This window comes from Streptomyces sp. NPDC048142, from assembly GCF_043202835.1.
Classification (GTDB): Bacteria; Actinomycetota; Actinomycetes; order Streptomycetales; family Streptomycetaceae; genus Streptomyces.
The window spans coordinates 106,276-129,069 of sequence record NZ_JBIDBC010000024.1 but is presented as its reverse complement, the minus strand read 5'-3'; the positions used below and the strand labels follow the sequence as shown (position 1 = coordinate 129,069).

The 22,794-nt window shown below is 73.5% G+C and carries 25 protein-coding genes and 1 pseudogene; 20 read left to right on the top strand and 6 right to left on the bottom strand.

Features of this window, described 5'->3' with window-relative positions; translation table 11 throughout:
- Nucleotides 1-166 precede the first annotated feature (166 nt).
- The gene (locus ACGF2Y_RS26565; protein WP_018957500.1) at nt 167-346 is read right to left on the bottom strand and encodes a hypothetical protein; all 180 of its coding nucleotides are present in this window, start codon (nt 344-346) and stop codon (nt 167-169) included.
- A gap of 326 nt (nt 347-672) precedes the next feature.
- On the opposite strand from ACGF2Y_RS26565, the gene ACGF2Y_RS26560 reads away from it, so the two are divergent.
- From ACGF2Y_RS26560 to ACGF2Y_RS26545, 4 genes are all read left to right on the top strand, one after another.
- Nucleotides 673-1,941, top strand: coding sequence for an NYN domain-containing protein (locus ACGF2Y_RS26560; RefSeq protein WP_392952220.1), 1,269 nt, complete (start codon nt 673-675; stop codon nt 1,939-1,941).
- Between the two features lie 116 nt (nt 1,942-2,057).
- Complete coding sequence (locus ACGF2Y_RS26555; RefSeq protein ID WP_392952232.1) at nt 2,058-3,041, top strand: ABC transporter ATP-binding protein; 984 nt, start codon at nt 2,058-2,060, stop codon at nt 3,039-3,041.
- Between the two features lie 97 nt (nt 3,042-3,138).
- Complete coding sequence (locus ACGF2Y_RS26550; protein WP_392952217.1) at nt 3,139-3,981, top strand: ABC transporter permease; 843 nt, start codon at nt 3,139-3,141, stop codon at nt 3,979-3,981.
- 92 nt (nt 3,982-4,073) lie between these two features.
- Nucleotides 4,074-4,826, top strand: a complete 753-nt coding sequence (locus tag ACGF2Y_RS26545) for an ABC transporter permease (protein ID WP_392952214.1) — start codon at nt 4,074-4,076, stop codon at nt 4,824-4,826.
- Nucleotides 4,827-4,922: 96 nt separating this feature from the next.
- Here ACGF2Y_RS26545 and ybaK read toward each other — a convergent pair whose 3' ends face one another.
- The 4 genes from ybaK to ACGF2Y_RS26525 form a co-directional block, all read right to left on the bottom strand.
- On the bottom strand, nt 4,923-5,423 hold the full coding sequence (gene ybaK, locus ACGF2Y_RS26540; protein WP_392952212.1) for a Cys-tRNA(Pro) deacylase: 501 nt from the start codon (nt 5,421-5,423) through the stop codon (nt 4,923-4,925).
- 16 nt (nt 5,424-5,439) lie between these two features.
- A complete protein-coding gene (locus ACGF2Y_RS26535; protein WP_392952209.1) occupies nt 5,440-6,204 on the bottom strand; it encodes an LON peptidase substrate-binding domain-containing protein in 765 nt (254 codons plus the stop codon).
- 5 nt (nt 6,205-6,209) lie between these two features.
- Nucleotides 6,210-7,250: a hypothetical protein gene (locus ACGF2Y_RS26530; RefSeq protein ID WP_392952207.1), complete on the bottom strand. Its 1,041-nt coding sequence runs from the start codon at nt 7,248-7,250 to the stop codon at nt 6,210-6,212.
- Between the two features lie 217 nt (nt 7,251-7,467).
- A complete protein-coding gene (locus ACGF2Y_RS26525) occupies nt 7,468-9,069 on the bottom strand; it encodes an oxidoreductase (RefSeq protein WP_392952205.1) in 1,602 nt (533 codons plus the stop codon).
- A 185-nt stretch (nt 9,070-9,254) separates the two neighbouring features.
- On the opposite strand from ACGF2Y_RS26525, the gene hisD reads away from it, so the two are divergent.
- The 10 genes and pseudogenes from hisD to ACGF2Y_RS26475 all read left to right on the top strand — a co-directional run.
- Nucleotides 9,255-10,577, top strand: coding sequence for a histidinol dehydrogenase (hisD, locus tag ACGF2Y_RS26520; RefSeq protein ID WP_392952202.1), 1,323 nt, complete (start codon nt 9,255-9,257; stop codon nt 10,575-10,577).
- Nucleotides 10,574-11,737, top strand: coding sequence for a histidinol-phosphate transaminase (locus ACGF2Y_RS26515; RefSeq protein ID WP_392952200.1), 1,164 nt, complete (start codon nt 10,574-10,576; stop codon nt 11,735-11,737). The genes hisD and ACGF2Y_RS26515 overlap by 4 nt, the downstream gene beginning before the upstream one ends.
- Entirely contained in the window at nt 11,734-12,330 is a 597-nt protein-coding gene (hisB, locus tag ACGF2Y_RS26510; protein WP_392952198.1) for an imidazoleglycerol-phosphate dehydratase HisB, read from the top strand. The genes ACGF2Y_RS26515 and hisB overlap by 4 nt, the downstream gene beginning before the upstream one ends.
- Nucleotides 12,327-12,494 carry a hypothetical protein gene (locus ACGF2Y_RS26505; RefSeq protein WP_167405163.1) on the top strand — a complete coding sequence of 56 codons (168 nt, stop codon included), beginning with the start codon at nt 12,327-12,329 and terminating at the stop codon, nt 12,492-12,494. Before hisB ends, ACGF2Y_RS26505 begins: the two co-directional genes overlap by 4 nt.
- 10 nt (nt 12,495-12,504) lie before the next feature.
- Entirely contained in the window at nt 12,505-13,173 is a 669-nt protein-coding gene (hisH, locus tag ACGF2Y_RS26500) for an imidazole glycerol phosphate synthase subunit HisH (RefSeq protein ID WP_392952196.1), read from the top strand.
- Nucleotides 13,173-13,898, top strand: a complete 726-nt coding sequence (gene priA / locus ACGF2Y_RS26495; RefSeq protein ID WP_018957513.1) for a bifunctional 1-(5-phosphoribosyl)-5-((5-phosphoribosylamino)methylideneamino)imidazole-4-carboxamide isomerase/phosphoribosylanthranilate isomerase PriA — start codon at nt 13,173-13,175, stop codon at nt 13,896-13,898. Before hisH ends, priA begins: the two co-directional genes overlap by 1 nt.
- Nucleotides 13,895-14,317, top strand: coding sequence for a RidA family protein (locus ACGF2Y_RS26490; RefSeq protein ID WP_392952193.1), 423 nt, complete (start codon nt 13,895-13,897; stop codon nt 14,315-14,317). The genes priA and ACGF2Y_RS26490 overlap by 4 nt, the downstream gene beginning before the upstream one ends.
- Nucleotides 14,314-15,069: an imidazole glycerol phosphate synthase subunit HisF gene (hisF, locus tag ACGF2Y_RS26485; protein ID WP_018957515.1), complete on the top strand. Its 756-nt coding sequence runs from the start codon at nt 14,314-14,316 to the stop codon at nt 15,067-15,069. Before ACGF2Y_RS26490 ends, hisF begins: the two co-directional genes overlap by 4 nt.
- Before the next feature lie 653 nt (nt 15,070-15,722).
- A complete protein-coding gene (locus ACGF2Y_RS26480) occupies nt 15,723-17,006 on the top strand; it encodes a PucR family transcriptional regulator (RefSeq protein WP_392952191.1) in 1,284 nt (427 codons plus the stop codon).
- A gap of 64 nt (nt 17,007-17,070) precedes the next feature.
- A pseudogene (locus ACGF2Y_RS26475) lies at nt 17,071-17,211 on the top strand (MFS transporter); the annotation flags it as partial.
- A gap of 54 nt (nt 17,212-17,265) precedes the next feature.
- Here the strand turns inward: ACGF2Y_RS26475 and ACGF2Y_RS26470 are convergent.
- Nucleotides 17,266-17,898, bottom strand: coding sequence for a TIGR03085 family metal-binding protein (locus ACGF2Y_RS26470; protein WP_392952189.1), 633 nt, complete (start codon nt 17,896-17,898; stop codon nt 17,266-17,268).
- A gap of 84 nt (nt 17,899-17,982) precedes the next feature.
- On the opposite strand from ACGF2Y_RS26470, the gene hisI reads away from it, so the two are divergent.
- From hisI to trpC, 6 genes are all read left to right on the top strand, one after another.
- Nucleotides 17,983-18,363, top strand: coding sequence for a phosphoribosyl-AMP cyclohydrolase (gene hisI / locus ACGF2Y_RS26465; RefSeq protein WP_392952187.1), 381 nt, complete (start codon nt 17,983-17,985; stop codon nt 18,361-18,363).
- An 11-nt stretch (nt 18,364-18,374) separates the two neighbouring features.
- Nucleotides 18,375-19,868 carry an anthranilate synthase component I gene (locus ACGF2Y_RS26460; protein ID WP_392952184.1) on the top strand — a complete coding sequence of 498 codons (1,494 nt, stop codon included), beginning with the start codon at nt 18,375-18,377 and terminating at the stop codon, nt 19,866-19,868.
- Between the two features lie 88 nt (nt 19,869-19,956).
- On the top strand, nt 19,957-20,631 hold the full coding sequence (locus ACGF2Y_RS26455) for a TIGR02234 family membrane protein (RefSeq protein ID WP_392952181.1): 675 nt from the start codon (nt 19,957-19,959) through the stop codon (nt 20,629-20,631).
- A gap of 112 nt (nt 20,632-20,743) precedes the next feature.
- Nucleotides 20,744-20,995 carry an HGxxPAAW family protein gene (locus ACGF2Y_RS26450; RefSeq protein ID WP_392952179.1) on the top strand — a complete coding sequence of 84 codons (252 nt, stop codon included), beginning with the start codon at nt 20,744-20,746 and terminating at the stop codon, nt 20,993-20,995.
- Between the two features lie 180 nt (nt 20,996-21,175).
- Nucleotides 21,176-21,694 (top strand): DUF2752 domain-containing protein, encoded by a 519-nt coding sequence (locus ACGF2Y_RS26445; protein WP_392952229.1) that lies wholly within the window; start codon nt 21,176-21,178, stop codon nt 21,692-21,694.
- A gap of 115 nt (nt 21,695-21,809) precedes the next feature.
- The gene (trpC, locus tag ACGF2Y_RS26440) at nt 21,810-22,619 is read left to right on the top strand and encodes an indole-3-glycerol phosphate synthase TrpC (RefSeq protein WP_392952177.1); all 810 of its coding nucleotides are present in this window, start codon (nt 21,810-21,812) and stop codon (nt 22,617-22,619) included.
- Nucleotides 22,620-22,794: the final 175 nt, after the last annotated feature.

Sequence of the window (22,794 nt, the reverse complement as noted above, 5' to 3'; positions counted from 1 at the left end):
TTAAACGGTCTTTGGCCCCGGGTGGGGGGGGTTTGTGGGGGGGGGGCGGGGGGCGGGGCCGCGGGCGGGGCGCCCCCCCCCCCGGGGGGGGGGGGGGGCCCGCGGGGGGGCGCCCCCCCCCTCCCCCCGTCTCCACGCCTAATCTCCGCCGCAAGCGACCGACGGGTCAGTTGTGGCCGAAGCGTCGCTGATGCTTGCGCGCCACGTCGGACGGGCTGCCCTGGGCCTGCGCCTGCGGCTGGTTCTGCGACTCGTACGCCGTCGACTTGGCCTGCTCCGCACTACGCTCCGACGCGGACGCGCGGTCGTGCTGGCTGCCCTGCTTGCGGTTCTTGTTCTTGGCCATGGTGAATGCCTCCTGTGGGGAATCCTGGGGGGCCAGGACCGCTGTCAGACTCACATAGCACCGCAAACACCGCATGTTGGATCATTACCGTGCGTAGCGGTTTCCGCAGAGGGTCTCCCGATTCCCGGCCCTCGCCCGGTCCTCCGCCCGGCGATTCCACGCGTTTCCTTCTTCCTCACCTCATTCCTTTCCGAATCCGCCACGCCGATGATCCAGTTCCGACTGATAACCCCTGCGCGGTCGGGCAGACTCGAAAAAAACCCTGGGTAAGCGGACCCGGTCATCGAGGAGCGGGCCGCTGAACCGTTCCCGAATTCTGGAAGAGGGTGGAACGCGTGGACCGTTGCGTCGTCCTAGTGGACGCCGGCTACTTGCTGGGCGCAGCCGCGAGTCTGCTGGCCGGAGAGCCCGCCCGTTCCCGCATCACCGTCGACCACGCGGCCCTCATCCAGGGGCTCCGCGAGCGCGCCGAGGCCGACACCCAGCAGCCGCTGCTGCGCATCTACTGGTTCGACGGCGCCCCCGACCGGGTGCCCCAGCCCGAGCACCGCCGGCTCCGCGTGATGCCCCGCGTGACCGTACGGCTGGGCGCCCTGACCCGCAGCGACGGACGCTGGGCGCAGAAGGGCGTCGACGCCGCCATGCACGCCGAGCTCACCGAACTGGCCAGGAACCGGGCCTGCTCCGATGTGGTCCTGGTGACCGGCGACGGCGATCTGCTGCCCGGACTGATGTCCGCCAAGGAACATGGGGTCGCCGTCCACCTCTGGGCCGTGCAGGCCGCCGACGGCGACTACAACCAGTCCGAGGACCTGGTCGCCGAGGCCGACGAACGACGGGTCCTCGACCGGGCCTGGATCACCAAAGCCGTACGCGCCAAGGACACCGGCGGCAGCTGCGCCCCGCCGCCCGTGCCGCGCCCCGAGATCGCCGCGATCCTCTCCGCACCGCTGCCCGAGGCGGCCCTCGCGGCCTCCGCCGAACGTGCCTCCGAGGCGCAGGCCGCCGCTGCCAGGGGCGGCCGCCCCCCGGCCCCCGCCGAGAACGCCCCCGCCCCCTCGTCCGACACCCAGTCCGCCCCCGGCCACAAGGGCGTCCCCACCCCCAAGGACCTGGCCGCGCTGCGCGCCCACGCCACCCACCCGGACCGCCAGCACCCGCCCCAGCCCGCGAACGCCACGCTGCGCTGGTCCTCCGACAAAGGGTGGGTGGATCGCGGCGGCCCCCTCGGCGAACCGGCGGAGACCGCGTCCCTGCCGACCCTCGCCCAGGTCACCAGCGCCGAACAGCGCTGGGCGGACCGGGAGGAGGACATCACCACCGTCGGCGGCGACCCCTTCGAGGTGGGCCAGGTCTTCGCCCGGCGCTGGATGGAGCGCCTGCCGGAAACCGTCCACCTGCAGAAGCTCTCCACCATGTACCCGCGCATCCCGCACCGGATCGACGGGGAACTGCTGCGGTACGCGGCCCGCTTCGGGCTCCTCGCCCACAAGGACGACCAGATCGACGAGCACGACCGCTACGCGATCCGGGCCGGGTTCTGGCGGGAGATCGACGTACGGGCCGCCGCCGAGCACGTACCGGCGGGGGAGTAGCCGCTCCCTCGCGGGGTGACGCCGGATGGCCCCGGAGGCGAACCGGGGCGTCCGACCCCGTACCCTCGTACCTCGTGAGTACGGGCACTGCACAGGCGCAGAGGGACACCGGCACCGTGTGCGCGGTGCGCGATCTGGTCAAGACCTATCCCGCCGTCAAGGGCCGCCGAGGCACCCCCGCGACGCCCGAGGTCCGCGCCACCGACAGCATCAGCCTGGACGTCGAGCGCGGTGAGATCTTCGGACTGCTCGGCCCCAACGGCGCCGGCAAGTCCACCCTGGTCCGCCAGCTCACCGGGCTGATGCGGCCCGACTCCGGCAGCGTCGAGGTGCTGGGCCACGACCTCGTACGCCACCCCGAGCGGGCCTCCCGGCTGATCGGCTACCTCGGGCAGGAATCCACCGCCCTCGACGAACTGACCGTCTCGCTCGCCGCCGAGACCACCGGACGGCTGCGCGGCCTGGCGGTACGGGACGCCCGCGCCGAGCGCGACGCCGTCCTGGAGGAGCTGGGCCTCACCTCGATCGCCGGACGGCCCCTGAAGAAGCTCTCCGGCGGTCAGCGCCGGCTCGCCTGCTTCGCCGCCACCCTGGTCGGCGACCGGCCCGTCCTGGTCCTCGACGAGCCGACCACCGGCATGGACCCGGTCGCCCGCCGCGCCGTCTGGGCCGCCGTCGACCGCCGCCGGGCGGAGCGCGGGGCCACGGTCCTGCTGGTCACCCACAACGTGATCGAGGCCGAGACCGTCCTCGACCGGGTCGCCGTCCTCGAACGCGGTCGGGTCATCGCCTGCGACACCCCCGCCGGGCTCAAGGAACAGGTCGCCGGGGAGGTGCGCGTCGAGCTGGTGTGGCGCGAACGGGCCCCGCTGGACGTCCCCGAGGTGGCGGCGCTGCGGCCGTCCGCCCTGGAGTCCGGGCGGCGCTGGGTGCTGCGGCTCGGGCCGGACGAGGCACGGGCCGCGGTCGCCGCGGTGACGGGCGGCGCGGCCTTCGCCGCGCTCGACGATTTCAGCCTGGCCACGCCCAGCCTGGAAGATGTCTATCTCGCGCTCGGGGGAGACGCGGCCAATGCGACCAAGGGGCTGGTGAAGGCGTGAGAGGCGGGAGAGGCGTGGGGAACGTGAACGCGGCGGACGTACTCGACAGGTTGGACGAGCCGGACGTGTTGGACGTGTCTACGGGGAGCGGCCGCAGGTGACGAGCATCATTCCGGGCAGGACCGTACCGTCGTGTGTCCGGCCGACGCCCGGACCCTCCGGCACGGCCTCCGCCCGTACCGTCGCCGCGCCCCTCGCACCGCGCGCCCGGCTGCTGCCCTCGCTGGCCGCCGTCTACCGCGCCCAGCTCTCCCGGGCGCGGGTCGCCCGGATCCCGCTGCTCTTCGTGGCGACCTTCCAGTCCGTCGGGATCATGGTCCTGATGCGGGGCGTCGTGGACGGCGGCGCGGAGGCCCGCGCGGTGGTCGCGGGCTCCAGCGTCCTGGTCGTCGCGTTCGTCGCGCTCAACCTGCTCGCCCAGTACTTCGGGCAGCTGCGGGCGGGCGGCGGACTCGACCACTACGCCACCCTGCCCGTGCCGCCCGCCGCTGTGGTGCTCGGGGTGGCCGCCGCGTACGCCTCCTTCACCGTGCCCGGCACGGTCTTCACCGCGGTCACCGGAAGCGTGCTGTTCCAACTGCCGATGACCCACCTGTGGGTCCTGGTGGCCGTCATCCCGCTCTCCGGGGCCGCCCTGGCCGGTCTCGGCGCGGCCCTCGGGCTGCTCGCCCCGCGCCCGGAGCTGGCGACGCTGCTGGGCCAGCTGGGGATGTCAGCGGCCCTGCTGCTCGGGGTGCTGCCGGCCGACCGGCTGCCGGAGCCGGTGGGGTGGGCGCGTGACCTGCTGCCCTCGACGTACGGGGTCGAGGCGCTGGCCCGGTCCTTCGACGCCCGCCCGGACTGGGGGATCATCGCGTTCTTCCTCGCGATCTGCGCGGCGGTGGGGGTTCTCTCGCTGGCCGTGGCGACGTGGGCGTACCGGCGCGCCGCCGTACGGTAGCGCCCGGACCCGGCGCGCCGCCGTAGGGCCGCGCCCCGGGTCCGCCGGGGCCGCCGAGCACGGGTGCGGTATCCGATGAGGCGCCTCACAAGGTGGCCTGGCACGATGGCACGGTGACCGCACCTCTGACGCCGCCTCACCAGCCAGGCCCCCACGATCCGTGGCAGGCCCCGCCCTCGGGCTCCCACTTCGTGTCCTCCTCGGGCGCGCCGGACGACCCGGACACGGCCACGGAGCTCGGTCAGGCCGCCGTCGTCGTCCTCCTGGTCACGCTTGCGGGCATCGCGCTCGGGCTGGTGTGGCTGTGGCTCGCGCCGCGTGTTCCGCTGGTCTCCGACGACACGGCCGTCTTCCTGAAGAACAGCGAGGGCGAGGAGGCGATCGGTGCGGACGGAACGTTCGTCCTGCTGGCCATCGGCTTCGGTGCGCTCTCGGCCGCCGCCGTCTTCTGGCGGCTGCGCCGCGGGGGCATCCTCGTGGTCGTGGGGCTGGCGCTGGGATCGCTGCTCGCCTCGCTGCTGGCGTGGCGGCTCGGCGTCTGGCTGGGACCGTCGTCCGACGTGGTGGCGCGGGCCCGGGAGGCCGGCCAGGGCGTGACGTTCGACGCTCCGCTGGAGCTGCACGCGGTGCTGGCGGCGGTGCTGGCGTGGCCGTTCGCGGCGATGGGGATCCATCTGTTGCTCACGGCGGCGTTCGGGCCGCGGGATGTCGAACCGGACTGGCCGGGGTATGCGGAGTACTACGGGGGGCCGGGGCAGGCGCCGCCGGCGGGACCGGGGGCGGGGCAGGGGCCTCTGGCGGGGCCGGGGTCTTCCGGCCCGCCTGCGGGGGGTGGGACGGCCTAGCCGGCTGCGGCGGGCTGTTCCCGAAACCGGGGCTCCCCCCGTTCCTCGGACGCCGGAGGGGCCGGTTCCAGGGGCCCGGCCCCGGGAGTGGGTGACTTACGCGCCCCGCGCGATCTCCGCGAACGTCGCTCCCGTCAGTTCCGCCAGGTCCGTCGCCGCCAGCTCGACCTCCAGGCCACGTCGGCCCGCCGACACGCAGATCGTCGCGTGGGCGCGCGCCGACGCGTCCAGCACCGTACGCAGGCGCTTGCGCTGGCCCAGCGGGGAGATGCCGCCGCGTACATAGCCCGTGGTGCGTTCCGCGGCGGCCGGGTCCGCCATCGCGGCACGTTTGCCGCCCACCGCGGCCGCCAGCGCCTTGAGGTCCAGGGAGCCCGCGACCGGGACCACCGCGACCGTCAGATCGCCGTCCACGTCCGCCACCAGGGTCTTGAACACCCGGTCGGGGGAGACGCCCAGGGCGTTCGCGGCCTCCTCGCCGTAGGACGGGGAGCCCGGGTCGTGGTCGTAGGCGTGGACCGTGAAGGCGGTGCCCGCCGTGGTCAGGGCGACCGTGGCGGGGGTGCCGCCCGACTGCTTCTTCGGCTTCTTCGCCACCGGGAGGGGTCCTCGTTCAGTTGGGGTGGGTGGGGGCGCGGGTCAGGTCCGTCGCGGGCAGCGAGGGCAGGTGCCGGATGACCGCGGTCTCCTTGCGCAGCAGCGTCAGCTCCTCGCGCAGCCGGGTCGCGGTGTCCGGGGCCTGGAGCAGGCGCTGCTTGGTGGGGACGTCCAGAACCGTGGCCGCCGCGACCAGATACGAGATCACCGACGGGTCGTCGGGCAGGTCGGCGCCGGTCGCCAGCGAGCGTTCGCTCGCTCCGGCCAGCCGCTTCTGGTAGGCGCGGAAGGCCCGCAGGACGCCCTCGGCGAGCGCTCCCGCCTCGTCGCCCTCGTTCTCACCGGGCGGTTCCTCGGCCAGGTCCTCGACTTCGGCGGTCAGATACGGGCCGCTCGCCTCGACGGACAGCAGCCTGACCCGGGTGGTCCCGGTGGCCAGGACCTCGAAGCTGCCGTCGGCGCGCTCGCGGATCGTCGCCGCGTCGGCGACGCAGCCGACCGGGTGGAAGGTCTGGATCGGGTCGGGTCCGAAGCCCTCCGCCGGGGCGCGCTCGGCGGGAGGGGCCGCCGCGACGGTGTCCGGCATGCCGGTGGCCGTCGGGGCGATCTCGCGGCCGTCGCGGATCGCGACCACGACGAAGCGGCGAGGTTCGTCCTCGTCGCTCTTCAGCAGCTCCCGCATCATGGCGCGATATCGCTCTTCGAAGACGTTGAGCGGCAGCACCAGGCCGGGGAACAGCACCGCGTTGAGCGGGAAAAGGGGAAGGCGGGCGGTGGTCACAACGCTCAAGCGTAATGGCCCCGGGGGCCACTGTGGTCGGCCCGGTCGCGGAACGGGGTCAGGGAGGCCGCCCGGAGCCGTGCGCCGTCCCGCGCGTCCAGAAACCGGCCGAGCGCGTCCTCGGACACCGACGACCACGGGAACGACGTCGCGTGCAGGCCGATCAGGGTGAACTGGTGCAGCGCCTCCGCCCAGCGGCCCCGGGCGACCAGGACGTACGCGAGGAGATTGCGGACCTCGGCAGGCCACGGGTCGCCGGGCCGGTAGGCGGCGGAGAGCCTGATCGCCAGGTCGGACGCCGCGTCGATCCGCTCCTCCAGTACGGAGGTGGTCCGGCCCGCCGCCTGGGTGTCCAGGAGCAGCGCGAAGGCCGCCCGGACCGGCAGGGCCTGCACCAGGGAGTCGGGCGGCGCGTCCTGGGCGGCCCGCTCGGCGAAGTCGAAGCACTCGCGGTGCGAGCCGTACCAGGCGGCGGAGAGGTAGCGCAGTGCCGCCACATGGCAGCCGTAGTGGTGCGCGGAGCGCCGTACGGCCTGCTCCCACAGCGACTCGAAGGCGGTGTGCGTGGCGTGGGTGCCGCGTGCGTGGTCCAGGGCGAGCCGCCACGGCACGGGGTCACGCGGATCCGCGTCGGCGGCGGCGGTGATCAGCGGGCCGACCTCGCGGAGCCGTTCCGCGCGGGCGGGCGACTCCCAGGCCCGGCGGACCGTCAGCTCCACCTTGACCAGCAGCGCGTCCGGATCGCGCGGGGCTGCGGCCAGCCACGCGTCGAGCCAGCCGTCCCGGCTGCGGGCGAAGGTGACCAGCCGGCCGAGGTAGCGGTCCCGGATCTCCCATTCGGCGGCGTCCCGGGTGGTGGCGAGCAGCTTCGCGGCCGGCTCGTGGTCGCCCAGGGCAGCGGCGACCAGCGCGGGGGAGAGCCGCTCGTCGGGGGCGTCGAGCAGCACCGCGTCATCCGCGGACAGTCCGGCGGACCGTGGAGGGCTGTGCCGGATCATGCGCGCGGTACTGAGCAGAGCGCGAAGGAAAGCCATGGTGCGGACCATTGAAAAGCGCTGGTGAGAGCCGCGCCAGAGATGTGCTGTGAAGCTTCTGTGCCGAGTGGAGGGGTTGTACCGGACCGGGTCAAGAAAGGGCAAAGGAAATGCCCTCCGGTGGCTTGATCTCATCCATCCGTGGCGCTTATCCGGCCGTGGCGCTCGTCCATCCGTGGTGCCTTTCCGGCCGTGGTGCCCCTGCGGAGGGTCCGAGGCGCTCCCGGAGTCAGCCCCTGCGCAGCATCCGGGACGCCCCCGCTGCCACGGTGGTGGCCAGAATCCACCCCACCAGCACCAGACCGGCCGCCGCCCACTGCCAGCCGCCCTCCATCCGCCAGTAGCCGTCCTGACCGAGGTTGATCACCGGGATCAGCAGATCCAGTGCGTACAGGGCGGGATTCCACAGCGGGGAGTCCTCGCTATTGATCGCCGCCGGGTCGTACCGCGCGAAGGCCGCCGTGCCGGCCGCCCACAGCACCGCCATCCACACCGCCGCACGCCCCGGCCGGTAGCCGTACGCCACCGCCCAGTCCTGGAGGTACCCCCAGGCCTTCGCGGCGGGCGGCAACGTCTCACGGCGGCGGCGCTGCTTGGCGAGCAGCACCTCGCGCGCGTCCGCGTCCTCGCCGCAGCTGCGCATCACCGCCGCGAGCCGCTCGTACGGCTCGGGGACGTACTCCGGGGTCGCCGCCTGCACCCACTCCAGGCGTCGGGAGAGCGGGAAGTGGCCGTAGGGGACGAGGTTCTCGTAGACGAAGCCGCCCATCGCGAGGCCGCCGGGGCCCGGCCAGCTCGTCGACAGGTCGATCAGGGTGACCACCTTCGCGCCGTTCAGGACGACCCGGCCCTCCTCCGGGCGCTCCGCGTTGAACCGCAGCTCCGGCGTCACGATCCGGCGCAGCGACAGCTCCTCCTGGCGGGTCATGGTGAACCGGGCCCCGTGCAGGTCCACCGCGTCCCCGAACCGCCCGTCGTCCAGGCGCACCCCGCCCCGGCACTCGAAGATCTGCGAGCGGGTGCCACGCGCCGGGGTCGGGGCGTAGACCACGCCGTACGGGGGAGTGGTGCCCAGGTTCCCCGTGTCGACGCTCACCCACGCCTCGGTCATGTAGAGCGTGCGCTCCACCGTCAGCTGCGGGGCGTTCAGCGCGCGACGGTCCTCCGCGGCGCGCAGCCGGCTGCCGCGCAGGCTCAGCGAACCGCCCACCTTCGCCCCGCGCAGGCTCAGCTCGCCGAGCGTCTCGATCATCTCGGCCTGGAGGTCCTGCGCGACCGTCATACCGTCCCCGACGACGGCCCGCCCCTGCCGGTCCGGGCCGACACTGAGCTGGTTGATCAGGAGATCCGTGCCGATCTGGGCGTCGGTCAGCCGGATCCCCCGGTCGATCCGGCAGCGCGGCAGATGCAGATCGCCCTCCGTGTGCAGCCGCGCCGCCTCCAGCCGGGGCAGCGCGCAGCCCACCAGCCGCAGTGTCGTGAAGTGGCACTCGGGGAGCACCACCTCCTGCTCGAAGCGGCAGCCGGTCAGCTCCACGTACGGAGCCACCCGGCCGCCCGCCAGATCCAGCTTCCCGGTGATCCGCACCCCCCGGAGCTTCAGCGCCGCCACCCGGCCGGGCCGGGCGGGCGGGCCGCTCAGCAGCAGCCGCGCCACCGTGCGCGCGCCGACGCTCCGCTCGGGCCCCCACGCCTGCGGGGCGAACGGGTCGTTGCGGGTCGTGTCGTAGCTGCGTAAGTCGTAGGTGGTCCCGTTGCGGAAGGACTGCCACATGCCCAGCTCCGCTGCGCTGAGGCCGTCCGGGATGTCGCCTTCGTGCGGCTCGGTCACGGCCGCTCCCTCCGTGCATCCATGCTGTAGTGCTGTTCTTCCCTCTGTGTGACGCTGTGAAAGCTAGCGGTCAGCAGTGACAGCCGGACATGGCCGAGACGCGTATCGGCCAGTGATGCGGGCGATCGGTATCAGCCAGTGATACGGGCGACCGGCCGCCCGGACCGGTCTGAGAGAATTGCCGTGTGATCTCTCGAATCGATCTGCGCGGTGACGCCCTCCCCGAGGGCGCCGCCCTGCGCGACCTGCTGCCCCGTGCCGAGTTCGACGTGGAAGCCGCCCTGGAGACGGTGCGGCCCATCTGCGAGGACGTGCGCCATCGTGGCTCCGCGGCAGTGATCGAGTGGGGGGAGAAACTCGACGGTGTCCGGATCGAGTCGGTCCGGGTGCCCGCCGACGCCCTCTCCCGCGCCCTGCAGGAGCTGGACCCGGCCGTCCGGGCGGCTCTGGAGGAGTCAATCCGCCGCGCCCGCCTCGTCCACCGCGAGCAGCGCCGCACCACACACACCACCCAGGTCGTCCCCGGCGGCACCGTCACCGAGAAGTGGGTGCCCGTCGAGCGCGTCGGGCTCTACGTCCCCGGCGGCCGCTCGGTCTACCCCTCCTCCGTCGTGATGAACGTCGTCCCCGCCCAGGAGGCGGGCGTCGAGGGCATCGCCGTCGCCTCCCCGCCGCAGAAGGACTTCGGCGGGCTGCCGCACCCCACGATCCTCGCCGCCTGCGCCCTGCTCGGCATCGACGAGGTGTACGCGGCCGGCGGCTCGCAGGCCGTCGCGATGTTCGCGTACGGCACCGAGGACTGCCTCCCGGTCAACCTGGTCACCGGCCCCGGCAACATCTACGTCGCCGCCGCCAAGCGCCTCCTCAAGGGCCGCATCGGCATCGACGCCGAGGCCGGGCCCACCGAGATCGCGATCCTCGCCGACGCCACCGCCGACCCGGCGCACGTGGCCGCCGACCTGATCAGCCAGGCCGAGCACGACCCGATGGCCGCCGCCGTCCTGGTCACCGACTCCGAGGAACTGGCCACCGCGACCGAGGCCGAGCTGACCCCCCAGGTCGCCGCCTCCAAGCACGTCAAGGACCGCATCGAGCCCGCCCTGGCCGGCCGCCAGTCCGCCGTCGTCCTGGTCTCCTCCATCGAGGACGGACTCAAGGTCGTCGACGCCTACGGCGCCGAGCACCTGGAGATCCAGACCGCCGACGCCGCCGCCGTCGCCGGCCGGGTCCGCAACGCCGGAGCGATCTTCGTCGGCCCCTTCTCGCCCGTCTCGCTCGGCGACTACTGCGCCGGCTCCAACCACGTCCTGCCCACCGGCGGCTGCGCCTGCCACTCCTCGGGCCTGTCCGTGCAGTCCTTCCTGCGGGGCATCCACATCGTCGACTACAGCCGCGACGCGCTCGCCGAGGTCACCCACCACGTCGTGACCCTCGCCGAGGCGGAGGACCTCCCCGCCCACGGCGCAGCGCTCAAGGCACGGTTCGGCTGGAAGGTTCCGCAGCGGTGAGAGACGCCAGCACCACCCGCAACGCCGGAGACCTCGCGGACGGGCTCCCCGCCCGCAACCCCTGGGACGAGCTCCCCATCCGCGACGAACTCCGCGGCCAGTCCCCGTACGGAGCCCCCCAGCTCGACGTCCCCGTACGGCTCAACACCAACGAGAACCCCTACCCGCTCCCCGAAGCGCTGGTCGACCGGATCGCCGAGCGGGTCCGCGAGGCCGCCCGCGGCCTCAACCGCTACCCCGACCGGGACGCCGTCGAACTCCGCACCGAGCTGGCCCGCTACCTGAGCCGCACCGCCGGCCACCAGGTGACGGTGGCCAACGTATGGGCCGCCAACGGCTCCAACGAGGTCCTCCAGCAGCTGCTCCAGACCTTCGGCGGGCCCGGCCGCACCGCGATCGGCTTCGAACCCTCGTACTCCATGCACGCCCTGATCTCCCGGGGCACCGGCACCGGCTGGATCTCCGGACCGCGCAACGAGGACTTCACCATCGACGTGGACGCCGCCCGCGCCGCCATCGCCCGGCAGCACCCCGAGGTCGTCTTCATCACCTCGCCCAACAACCCCACCGGCACCGCCGTCGACGCGGAGACCGTCCTCGCCCTGTACGACGCCGCGCAGGCCGCCGGACCCTCGATGGTCGTCGTCGACGAGGCCTACGGCGAGTTCAGCCACCACCCCTCGCTGCTCCCACTGATCGAGGGCCGCCGCAACCTGGTCCTCTCCCGGACCATGTCCAAGGCGTTCGGCGCCGCCGGGCTCCGCCTCGGCTACCTCGCCGCCGACCCGGCCGTGGTCGACGCGGTCCAGCTGGTGCGGCTGCCGTACCACCTCTCCTCCGTCACCCAGGCCACCGCGCTCGCCGCCCTGGAGCACACCGATACGCTGCTCGGATACGTCGCACAGCTCAAGAGCGAGCGCGACCGGCTGGTGGCCGAGCTGCGCGCCACCGGCTACGAGGTCACCGACTCGGACGCCAACTTCGTCCAGTTCGGCCGCTTCGACGACAGCCACGCCGTCTGGCAGCAGATCCTCGACCGGGGCGTCCTGGTCCGGGACAACGGCGTGCCGGGATGGCTGCGGGTCTCCGCGGGAACCCCGGCAGAGAACGACGCGTTCCTCGATGCGGTACGCGAAATCAAGAAGGAGCACGACGCATGAGCCCCCGCGTAGGCCGCGTGGAACGCACCACGAAGGAAACGTCCGTGCTGGTCGAGATCAACCTCGACGGCACCGGAAAGGTCGATGTCGCCACCGGGGTCGGCTTCTACGACCACATGCTCGACCAGCTCGGCCGCCACGGACTCTTCGACCTCACGGTCAAGACCGACGGCGACCTGCACATCGACACCCACCACACCATCGAGGACACCGCCCTCGCGCTCGGCGCCGCCTTCAAGCAGGCCCTCGGCGACAAGGTCGGCATCTACCGCTTCGGCAACTGCACCGTCCCGCTGGACGAGTCGCTCGCCCAGGTCACCGTCGACCTCTCCGGCCGCCCCTACCTCGTGCACACCGAGCCCGAGAAGATGGCGCCGATGATCGGCACGTACGACACGACGATGACCAGGCACATCTTCGAGTCCTTCGTCGCGCAGGCGCAGATCGCCCTGCACATCCACGTGCCGTACGGGCGCAACGCCCACCACATCGTCGAGTGCCAGTTCAAGGCGCTCGCCCGCGCCCTGCGCTACGCCGCCGAGCACGACCCGCGCGCCGCCGGAATCCTGCCCTCCACGAAGGGCGCCCTGTGACCGGCCTCAACACCATCCTGATCGTCGTCGGCCTCTTCCTGGCCGGCGGCGTCTACTCCTTCGTGAAGCAGGGGATGCCCAAGGGCGTCATCGTGCTGCTGTCGATCGGCTCCGTGATGTGCCTGGTGGCGGGCATCCTGCGGATCCAGGGACTGTGGGACTGAGAGGCACGCTGTGACTGACGAAACGACTGCCGGCAAACCGGCCGGCAAGAAGAAGGTCGTCGTCTTCGACTACGGCTTCGGCAACGTCCGCTCCGCCGAGCGGGCCCTCGCCCACGTCGGCGCGGACGTCGAGATCACCCGCGACTACGACCGCGCGATGAACGCCGACGGGCTGCTCGTCCCCGGCGTCGGCGCGTTCTCCGCCTGCATGGACGGCCTCAAGCGGGCCCGCGGCGACTGGATCGTCGGCCGCAGGCTCTCCGGCGGCCGCCCCGTCATGGGCATCTGCGTCGGGATGCAGATCCTGTTCGAGCGCGGCATCGAGCACGGCGTGGAGACCGAGGGCCTGGACGAATGGCCCGGCACGGTCGGACCGCTCAAGGCCGACGTCGTCCCGCACATGGGGTGGAACACCGTCGAGGCCCCCGCGGACTCCCGGCTCTTCGCGGGCCTGGACGCCGACGCCCGGTACTACTTCGTGCACTCCTACGCGGCACACGACTGGTCCCTCGAAGTGACCAACGCCAAGATCCGTGCCCCCAAGGTCACCTGGGCCACGCACGGCGAACGGTTCGTGGCCGCCGTGGAGAACGGTGCGCTGTGGGCCACCCAGTTCCACCCCGAGAAGTCCGGCGATGCCGGCGCCCAGCTGCTGACCAACTGGATCGAGACGCTGTAATGCCGAAGCTTGAACTGCTCCCCGCCGTCGACGTCCGCGACGGCCAGGCCGTCCGCCTCGTGCACGGCGAGTCCGGCTCCGAGACCTCCTACGGCTCCCCGCTGGAGGCGGCCCTCGCCTGGCAGCGCGCCGGCGCCGAGTGGCTGCACCTCGTCGACCTGGACGCCGCCTTCGGCACCGGCGACAACCGCGCCCTGATCGCCGAGGTCGCCGGGGCCATGGACATCAAGGTCGAGCTGTCCGGCGGCATCCGCGACGACGCCTCGCTCGCCGCCGCCCTCGCCACCGGCTGCCGCCGGGTCAACCTCGGCACCGCCGCCCTGGAGACCCCCGAGTGGGTCGCCAAGGTCATCGCCGAGCACGGCGACAAGATCGCCGTCGGCCTCGACGTCCGCGGCACCACCCTGCGCGGCCGGGGCTGGACCCGCGACGGCGGCGACCTCTACGAGACCCTCGCCCGCCTCGACGCCGAGGGCTGCGCCCGCTACGTCGTCACCGACATCGCCAAGGACGGCACGCTGGAGGGCCCCAACCTGGGCCTGCTGCGAGACGTCTGCGCCGCCACCGACCGCCCGGTCGTCGCCTCCGGCGGGGTCTCCTCCCTCGACGACCTCCGGGCCATCTCCCTCCTCGTCCCCGAGGGCGTCGAGGGCGCGATCGTCGGCAAGGCGCTGTACGCGAAGGCGTTCACGCTGGAAGAGGCCCTCAAGGCGGTCGCCGCATGACCGAATCCGCCGGGTCCACCACCGCCGCCTCCGTACGCCGCGTCTCCACCGGCGCGCCGTGGGAGGAGAAGTTCGGCTACTCCCGTGCCGTCGAACTGCCGGGCGGGCTCGTCCTGGTCGCCGGCTGCACCTCCGTGGTGAACGGCCAGATCTCCGCGGGCTCCCCCTACGAGCAGGCGATCACCTCCTTCGAGGTCGCGTTCGCGGCGCTGGAGCAGGTGGGCCTCGGCCGCGAGGACGTCGTCCGCACCCGGATGTATCTGACGCACGCCCGGGACGTGGAGGACATCGGCCGCGCCCACAAGGAGCTGTTCGACGCCGTGCGCCCCGTCGCCTCCATGATCATCGTGTCCGGTTTCGTGGACCCGAGCCTGGTCGTCGAGGTCGAGGTCGAGGCCTACCGAGGAGGCGCGAAGTGAGTCTCGCCGTACGCGTCATCCCCTGCCTGGACGTCGACAACGGCCGGGTCGTCAAGGGCGTCAACTTCCAGAACCTGCGCGATGCGGGCGACCCCGTCGAGATGGCCAAGCTGTACGACGCCGAGGGCGCCGACGAGCTGACCTTCCTCGACATCACCGCCTCCAGCGGCGACCGCGAGACGACGTACGACGTGGTCCGCCGCACCGCCGAGCAGGTCTTCATCCCGCTCACCGTCGGCGGCGGCGTCCGCACCCCGGACGACGTCGACAAGCTGCTGCGCGCCGGCGCGGACAAGGTCGGCGTCAACACCGCCGCCATCGCCCGCCCCGACCTGATCCGCGAGATCGCCGAACGCTTCGGACGCCAGGTCCTGGTGCTCTCCGTCGACGCCCGCCGCACCCCGGAGGGCACGTTCGAGGTCACCACGCACGGCGGCCGCAAGGGCACCGGCATCGACGCCGTCGAGTGGGCGCACCGGGCCGCCGAGCTGGGCGCGGGCGAGATCCTGCTCAACTCGATGGACGCCGACGGCACCAAGGACGGCTACGACACGGAGATGATCGAGGCGGTACGGGGACACGTCACCGTCCCCGTCATCGCCTCCGGCGGCGCTGGCCGGCTCGCCGACTTCGCCCCGGCGATCGAGGCGGGGGCCGACGCGGTGCTCGCCGCGTCCGTCTTCCACTTCGGCGACCTGCGGATCTCCGAGGTCAAGGGCGCCCTGCGGGAAGCGGGACACCCGGTCCGCTGAGGCACCGGCCCGGCCGGGCGGCCGGCGACTTCGAACGGACCCGTACCCGCCTGCTGTACGGACCCGTACCCGCCTGCTGTACGGACCCGTACCCGCCTGCTGTACGGGCGGTGGCCGCCGCCTCTCGCGTCCTGCGGCCCGCGGCCCGCTGCGGGACGCCCTGGTCGCCTTCCCGCGCTGCTCGGCCGCGCCCGGGGGACTTGGGTGGGACCGGGCGGCGGGGAAGCCGCTCGGGCTGAGGGCCACCGACGACGGGACGCGGCGGGCGTACCGCCGACGGCCCCCTCCCCCCAGCGGCAGCGCATCGCCCGCCGCGTCGCCGAGGGGCCGCCAACCGCGAAGTGACGCTGTGTCGATCGCTCAGCCCCCGCACCGTCGACGAGCACCACGACCACCACCACCTCCGCCGTGCCTTCGCCGCCCTCGGCATCTGCTCCCGCACCGAACAGGCCCGGTGCGGGGCCCCTGATCTCCTTCGCGGCCGGGAGGTTGCGAGACCGTGATGACGAGTTCCGCGCAGACCTCTAGGTACCGACCAGGCGGTATGTCATTCTGCGGGCGTCAGGATCGTGTCGCCGCACTCGCGCCCCGCACGGGCCGGGCGCGCCGGGCCCGCCGCTCGCGCGGCAGGCCGAATCCCGGTGGAGGCCGCCATGCCACAGGTCGTACGTCCGCGGATCGGGGCACCGCACGGCCCGCCCCCGGCAACGCCGTTGCCGCACCGCTTCCGGTCCCTGGCCGACCGCGAGGCCGTGGAGGTGCTGCACCGGGCCGCCCGGGTCCTCGTCGCGTCGCTGCCGGCCCTCACCGACCGGCTCGTCGAGGCCCTGTACGCCCAGGAGCCCGGCTACCGGGCGGCCATCGACTCCGACCGGGCCGAGGTCTGGCAGGAGGTCCACCACTCGCTGCGGCACAACGTGGGCTCCCTGATCCAGCCCCGGGAGTTCCGGGAGCCCGCCCACCGCACCTCCCGCTGGATCGGCGAGATCCGCGCCGAGCAGGGCGTACCGCTCGACGCCGTCCTGCACGCCTTCCGGCTGGGCGGCGCGATGGTCTGGCAGGACCTCGTGGACGAGACCGCCCGGCGCGACCCCGACGACGTCCGGCTGCTCGTCCATGTCGCCGCCGACGTGTGGAACTTCGTCGACGAGCACTGCGGGATCGTCGCGGACGCCTACCGGCAGGCCGAGCGGCGGCTGTCCTGGCGGCGCGAGAACCGGCAGCGGCTCATGGTCGCCGCCCTGCTGGACGGCACCGCCCGCATCGCGGACCTCGCCGAGGCGGCCGCGATGCTGGGCCTGCCGGAGCAGGGCCGCTACGCCGTCCTCGCGGTGGCTGCCGCCCCGCGCGGTCCGGGGGCCGCCGCCCGCCCGCCGCTGACGCTGCCCGCCGCCGTCCCGGACACGGCGGTGCTCTGGCACCCGGGCCCGGAGGCCGAGTTCGCGATCCTGCCGCTGGCGGGCCCGCCCGGCGAGCTGAGCGCGCTGGCCGCCGCACTGGAGGTGCCGGCCGGCACCCGGGCCGGGATCGGCTCCGCCGTCGAGGGGCTGGCCGCACTCGGCGACGCCCGGCGGCTGGCGGAGACCGCGCTGCGCGCCTGCCCCGCGTCCGGGGGCACCGTCCTGCTCGACGAGCACCTCCCGGACGCCCTGGTCGTGTCCTCCCCGGCCCTCGCCGGAGCCCTCGCCGACCGGGTGCTGGGCCCGCTGGACCGCCTGGACCCCGCCGACCGCGACGTCATCGTGGAGACCCTCACCGCCTGGCTGGACGCGGACGGCTCGGCGCAGCGGGCGGGCGCGAAGCTCTACTGCCACCGCAACACCGTCCTCAACCGCCTCCGCCGCTTCGAACAGCTCACCGGCCGCTGCCTCACCCGCCCCCGGGACGCGGTCGAGGTCTCGCTCGCCCTGGCGGCACGGCGGCTGCTCGGGGCCTGAGCGGACTCCGCAACGGAGGACGTCCGCAGCAGCATCTCCTTCATGGCCCTCGCCCCGGCCATGGCTCAGCCACCCCGTCACCGGGTCCGCCATCGCCCTCTGGGGCGCCGGGCCGGTCTTCGCGGTCAGCGCGGCCGTGTGCGCGACGGGTGGCGCGGCGGGCCTCGCCTTCGCCGCGCTCCGTCGCGCCGAACTGCCCCGCTGACCCGCAGCCCCACGCCGGGCCCGCAACCGCCCCGGAGCCCCTGGGACCCGGGCCCTACATCCCCAGCTCGGCCGTTCCCACCCGCTCGACCGCGTCCTTGTCGCCCTCCACCTCGACGTCCGCCGCGCTCTGCCGGCCGTACGCGAACAGCAGCAGCTCGGCGGGCTCCCCGGTCACCGTCACCACCGGGGTCCCCTTGTGGGCCACCGCCGTCTGGCCGTCCGGGCGGCGCAGCACCAGTCCCACCGGGGAGCGGCGGCCCAGCAGCCGGGCGGTCTTCTCGGTGTGCGACCAGAGCACATCGGTGAAGACCGGGTCCAGCTCGCGGCGCGACCAGTCGGGCTGGGCCCGCCGCACGTCCTCCGTGTGGACGAAGAACTCCACGGTGTTCGCCGCCTCGTCGATCTGCTTGAGGGACATCGGGGAGAACCGGGGCGGACCGGTGCGGATCAGCTGGATCAGTTCCTCGTACGGCTTCGCCGCGAACTCCGCCTGCACGCGCTCCAGCCGGGCCTTCAGCGCGCTCACCAGCAGCCCGCCCGCCGCGTCCGCGCGGCGTTCGCGGACCACCACATGGGCGGCCAGATCGCGGGTCTTCCAGCCGGCGCACAGCGTCAGGGCCTCGGGACCGGCCGCTTCCAACAGATCGGCGAGCAGAAGACGTTCGCGCTTCGCATGGGTCGACATGCTCGCCAGGGTACGACCGTCACCCGGGGTCCGCCCAGTGGACGTCCGCCCGGAATCCCCCACCGACCACGGCACAATGGGCGCATGACCAGCACGCCCGGCGCCACGCCGCCCGCCAGCAGCCTCGACCCGGCCATCGCCGCCCGCCTCAAGCGCGGCGCCGACGGCCTGGTTCCGGCCATCGCCCAGCAGTACGACACCGGCGAGGTGCTGATGCTCGGATGGATGGACGACGAGGCGCTGCACCGCACCCTCACCACGGGCCGCTGCACCTACTGGTCGCGCAGCCGCCAGGAGTACTGGGTCAAGGGCGACACCTCCGGGCACGTCCAGCACGTGAGGTCCGTCGCCCTGGACTGTGACGCCGACACCGTGCTGGTCAAGGTCGACCAGACCGGCGCCGCCTGTCACACGGGCGACCGCACCTGCTTCGACGCCGACGTCCTCCTCCCTCCCGCCCGGTAAGGTCACCGGCCATGGATCTCGACACCTTCCGCAAGCTGGCCGTCGACCGGCGCGTCGTCCCCGTCAGCCGCCGCCTCCTCGCGGACGGCGACACCCCGGTCGGCCTGTACCGCAAGCTCGCCGCCGAACGCACCGGCACCTTCCTCCTGGAATCCGCCGAGAACGGCCGGACCTGGTCGCGCTACTCCTTCATCGGTGTCCGCAGCGACGCCACCCTCACCGCCCGCGACGGCGAGGCCCACTGGCTCGGCACCCCGCCCGTCGGCGTCCCCGTGGCCGGCGACCCGCTGGACGCGCTGCGCGCCACCGTCGAGACCCTGCACACCCCGCGCGACCTGGTCGGCGGCGCGGGCCTGCCGCCGTTCACCGGCGGCATGGTCGGCTACCTCGGCTACGACATCGTCCGCCGCCTGGAGAAGATCGAGGCGCACGGCGGCGACGATCTGAAGCTGCCCGAGCTGACCATGCTCCTCACCTCGGACCTCGCCGTCCTCGACCACCGGGACGGCACCGTCCTGCTGATCGCCAACGCGATCAACCACAACGACCTCGACACCGGCGTCGACGAGGCCCACGCGGACGCCGTCGCCCGCCTCGACGCGATGGAGCGCGACCTGCGCCGTCCGGTCGAGAACGCCCCGGCCGTCCTGCCCCCGTCCGAACTGCCGCCGTACACCGCGCTGTGGGGCGGCGAGGCCTACCAGGACGCCGTCGTGGACATCAAGGAGCGGATCCGGGCGGGCGAGGCCTTCCAGGTCGTCCCCTCCCAGCGCTTCGAGACCCCGTGCACGGCGAGCGCCCTGGACGTCTACCGGGTGCTGCGGGCCACCAACCCGTCCCCGTACATGTATCTCTTCCGCTTCGACGGGTTCGACGTCGTCGGCTCCAGCCCCGAGGCCCTGGTCAAGGTCGAGGACGGCCGGGCCATGGTCCACCCGATCGCCGGCACCCGGCACCGGGGCGTCACCCCGCAGGACGACCAGGCCCTCGCCGACGAGCTCCTCGCCGACCCCAAGGAGCGCGCCGAGCACCTGATGCTCGTCGACCTCGGCCGCAACGACCTGGGGCGGGTCTGCGAACCCGGCAGCGTCGAGGTCGTCGACTTCATGTCGGTCGAGCGTTACTCCCACGTGATGCACATCGTCTCCACCGTCACCGGCCGCGTCACCGAGGACCGCACCGCCTTCGACGTGCTCACCGCCTGCTTCCCCGCGGGCACCCTCTCCGGCGCCCCCAAGCCCCGCGCCATGCAGATCATCGAGGAGCTGGAGCCGAGCCGCCGGGGACTGTACGGGGGCTGCGTCGGCTACCTCGACTTCGCCGGGGACTCCGACACCGCCATCGCCATCCGGACCGCCCTGCTCCGCGACGGCACCGCGTACGTCCAGGCCGGAGCCGGGGTCGTCGCCGACTCCGACCCGGTCGCCGAGGACACCGAGTGCCGCAACAAGGCGGCGGCCGTGCTCCGCGCCGTCCACACGGCCAACCGGCTCCACGACCGCTGAACCGGCAGGGGACACCGACCGGCTCCACGGCCGCTGAACCGGTAGGGGACACCGACCGGCTCCACGGCCGCTGAACCGGTAGGGGATAGTGGAGGGCGTGAGCGCTGTCCCCGTACCCCCGCCCCGTGCCCGAACCGCCGACTCCGTCCCCGGCGCCGCGCCCGACTCCGCAGGGAGCCGTCGCAGTCTCGCGGCCGGACTGCTCCTCGGCGCGGCCGGCGCGACCGTCGTCCTCCTCGCCTCCGGGCAGACCTGGGCCGAGGGTGACGCGGCCACCGGTGGCGGCGCCCTCCCGCTGACCGTCGACGGCCAGGACGTCACCGGCGTCCCCGCCGCCCTCGCCGTCGTCTCTCTCGCCGCCCTCGTCGCCGTCTTCGCGGTGCGCGGCGCGGGCCGCCGGATCGTCGCCGCCCTCCTCGCCCTCAGCGGCCTCGGGGCCGCGCTCAGCGCCTGGGCCGGCGGCTCCGACAGCACGGCCCTCGACGAGGAGGCCGCCAGGACCACCGGCGACGCGGCGGCCACCATCCACGCCATCGGCCACACCGCCTGGCCCTACGTCACCGCGGCCGGCGGCCTGCTGATCCTGCTGGCCGGGCTCCTCGCCCTGCGCTACGGCAGCCGCTGGCCCGCCATGTCCGGAAAGTACGAGCGCGACGGCACCCCCCGCCCCGGCAAGGCCCCCCGCACCGCCCCCGACCCGGACCGGCCCGAGGACCTGTGGAAGGCCCTGGACCGCGGCGAGGACCCGACGCGCGAGGCGTGACCCCACGCTCACGTCCTGCGGCCCCGTACGGGACAATGGACCCGAGCCGTCCCCCGGGCGGCGGCCACACGTACAGCGTCACCCACAGCGCAACACCAACGAGGAGCAACTCATGGCGGGCAGCAGCCACGGACACACCCCGGCCGCCTGGACCGGTGTCACCATTGCTTTCATCGGCTTCTGCGTCGCAGGCGTCTTCATGGTCGCGGCCAACCCGCTCGGCTTCTGGGCCGGTATCGCCGTCATCTTCGCCGGCGGTCTCGTGGGCCTCGCCATGAGGGTCGCCGGCCTCGGCATGCCGAAGGAGTCGGCCGAGCTGGTCGAGGCCAGGGAGCGCGCCGGGCGGGCGCAGACCTCCCACTGACCCGGACGCCGGCCCGTCCCGGCGACCGACACGCAGACAGGCGCAGCCCCGGTGGGGCTGCGCCTTTTCGCATCGGCGGGGGACAATCAGCGGGTGGACGCCTCGCCTACCCCCGCCGCAGCCCAGCCGCCGGACCCCGAATCCGCCCCGCCGCCGGGCCCCGAAGCCGTCGCGACGCCGCTGAGCGTCCGGCCGAGCCCGTACGCCGCCGACCTCCCCGAGCCGCCCGGCGGCCCCGGCCCCGGCCCCGGCGAGCATCCGGCTCCGTACGCCGCCGGCTTCGCGCGCCCCGCCGTGCCCGCCTCCCGGCTGCGCAGGCTCGCCACACCGGTCGGCATCCTCGCCGCCGTCGCGGGCGCCTTCGCCTACGTCGGTACCGTCGACCCCAACGAGTCCGGCCACTACCCGGTCTGCCCGCTGCTCCAGCTGACCGGGGTCCTCTGCCCCGGCTGCGGCGGGCTGCGCAGCGCCCATGCCTTCATCCACGGTGATCTCGGCGTGGCGTTCTCCGCCAACGCGATCGCCACCGTCGGCTACGTCCTCTTCGCCGCCGTCTGGGCCCTCCTGCTGGCCAGGGCCTGGCGCGGACAGCCTCTGCGGATCGCTCTGGCACCCGCCTGGTGGTGGGGTGTGGGGGCCGTCCTGCTGATCTTCACCGTGGTCCGGAATCTGCCGTTCGGCTCGGCGCTGGCCCCCTGAATGCCCAGGTAGTGGGACGCGGCGTGGCCGGATGCGAGCCCCGGGCCCTCCTGCGGATACCATCGGTATGGCTGATCCTGTTCCCTCATCACCGTTCCGGAAGGGGGCCGCTCGCGTGAGTGTGCTCGACGAGATCATCAATGGCGTTCGCGCCGACCTCGCGGAGCGGCAGGCGCGCGTCAGCCTCGACGAGCTGAAGGAGCGCGCGGCCCGCGCTCCCCAGGCCAAGGACGGAGTCGCCGCCCTGCGCGGCGAGGGCGTGACCGTCATCTGCGAGGTCAAGCGCTCGTCCCCCTCCAAGGGGGCCCTTGCCGCCATCGCCGACCCGGCCGCGCTCGCCGCGGACTACGAGGCGGGCGGCGCGTCCGTCATCTCGGTCCTCACCGAGGAGCGCCGCTTCGGCGGCTCGCTCGCCGACCTGGAGGCCGTCCGCGCCAAGGTCGACATCCCGGTCCTGCGCAAGGACTTCATCGTCACCTCGTACCAGCTGTGGGAGGCCCGCGCGTATGGCGCCGACCTCGCCCTGCTGATCGTCGCCGCCCTCGACCAGGAGGCTCTGGTCTCCCTGATCGAGCGCGCCGAGTCGATCGGGCTCACCCCGATCGTCGAGGCGCACGACGAGGAGGAGGCGGAGCGCGCCGTGGACGCCGGAGCGAAGATCATCGGTGTCAACGCGCGCAATCTGAAGGACCTCAAGGTCGACCGCTCCATCTTCGAGCGCGTCGCCCCCGAGATCCCCGACCACATCGTCAAGGTCGCCGAGTCCGGCGTCCGGGGCCCGCACGACCTGATCGCGTACGCCAACGCCGGCGCCGACGCCGTCCTGGTCGGCGAGTCCCTGGTCACCGGCCGCGACCCGCGCGCCGCCGTCGCCGACCTGGTCGCCGCGGGCGCCCACCCGGCGCTCCGCCACGGCCGCGGCTGACCGGGGACACAGCGACCATGACCGACCGTCCCGTGCCCCGCACCCGGCCGGGTGGGGCCTGTCGTCAAACTGCTGTCGTCGCCCGAAGGGCGGCCGAGCGGCGTCTGGTGCGTGCGATCGCAAGGCGCCGGAATGGTCTCGTAGCGGAGCTACTAGGGCATTTCGGCAACGCCGC

Excerpts from the sequence above, each read along its gene's own strand:
- ACGF2Y_RS26565 (WP_018957500.1), bottom strand. The coding sequence starts at position 346 with ATGGCCAAGAACAAGAACCGCAAGCAGGGCAGCCAGCACGACCGCGCG.
- ACGF2Y_RS26530 (WP_392952207.1), bottom strand. The coding sequence starts at position 7,250 with ATGGTCCGCACCATGGCTTTCCTTCGCGCTCTGCTCAGTACCGCGCGC.
- hisB (WP_392952198.1), top strand. The coding sequence starts at position 11,734 with ATGAGCCCCCGCGTAGGCCGCGTGGAACGCACCACGAAGGAAACGTCC.
- priA (WP_018957513.1), top strand. The coding sequence starts at position 13,173 with ATGCCGAAGCTTGAACTGCTCCCCGCCGTCGACGTCCGCGACGGCCAG.
- ACGF2Y_RS26490 (WP_392952193.1), top strand. The coding sequence starts at position 13,895 with ATGACCGAATCCGCCGGGTCCACCACCGCCGCCTCCGTACGCCGCGTC.
- ACGF2Y_RS26480 (WP_392952191.1), top strand. The coding sequence starts at position 15,723 with ATGCCACAGGTCGTACGTCCGCGGATCGGGGCACCGCACGGCCCGCCC.
- ACGF2Y_RS26470 (WP_392952189.1), bottom strand. The coding sequence starts at position 17,898 with ATGTCGACCCATGCGAAGCGCGAACGTCTTCTGCTCGCCGATCTGTTG.
- hisI (WP_392952187.1), top strand. The coding sequence starts at position 17,983 with ATGACCAGCACGCCCGGCGCCACGCCGCCCGCCAGCAGCCTCGACCCG.
- ACGF2Y_RS26460 (WP_392952184.1), top strand. The coding sequence starts at position 18,375 with ATGGATCTCGACACCTTCCGCAAGCTGGCCGTCGACCGGCGCGTCGTC.
- ACGF2Y_RS26450 (WP_392952179.1), top strand. The coding sequence starts at position 20,744 with ATGGCGGGCAGCAGCCACGGACACACCCCGGCCGCCTGGACCGGTGTC.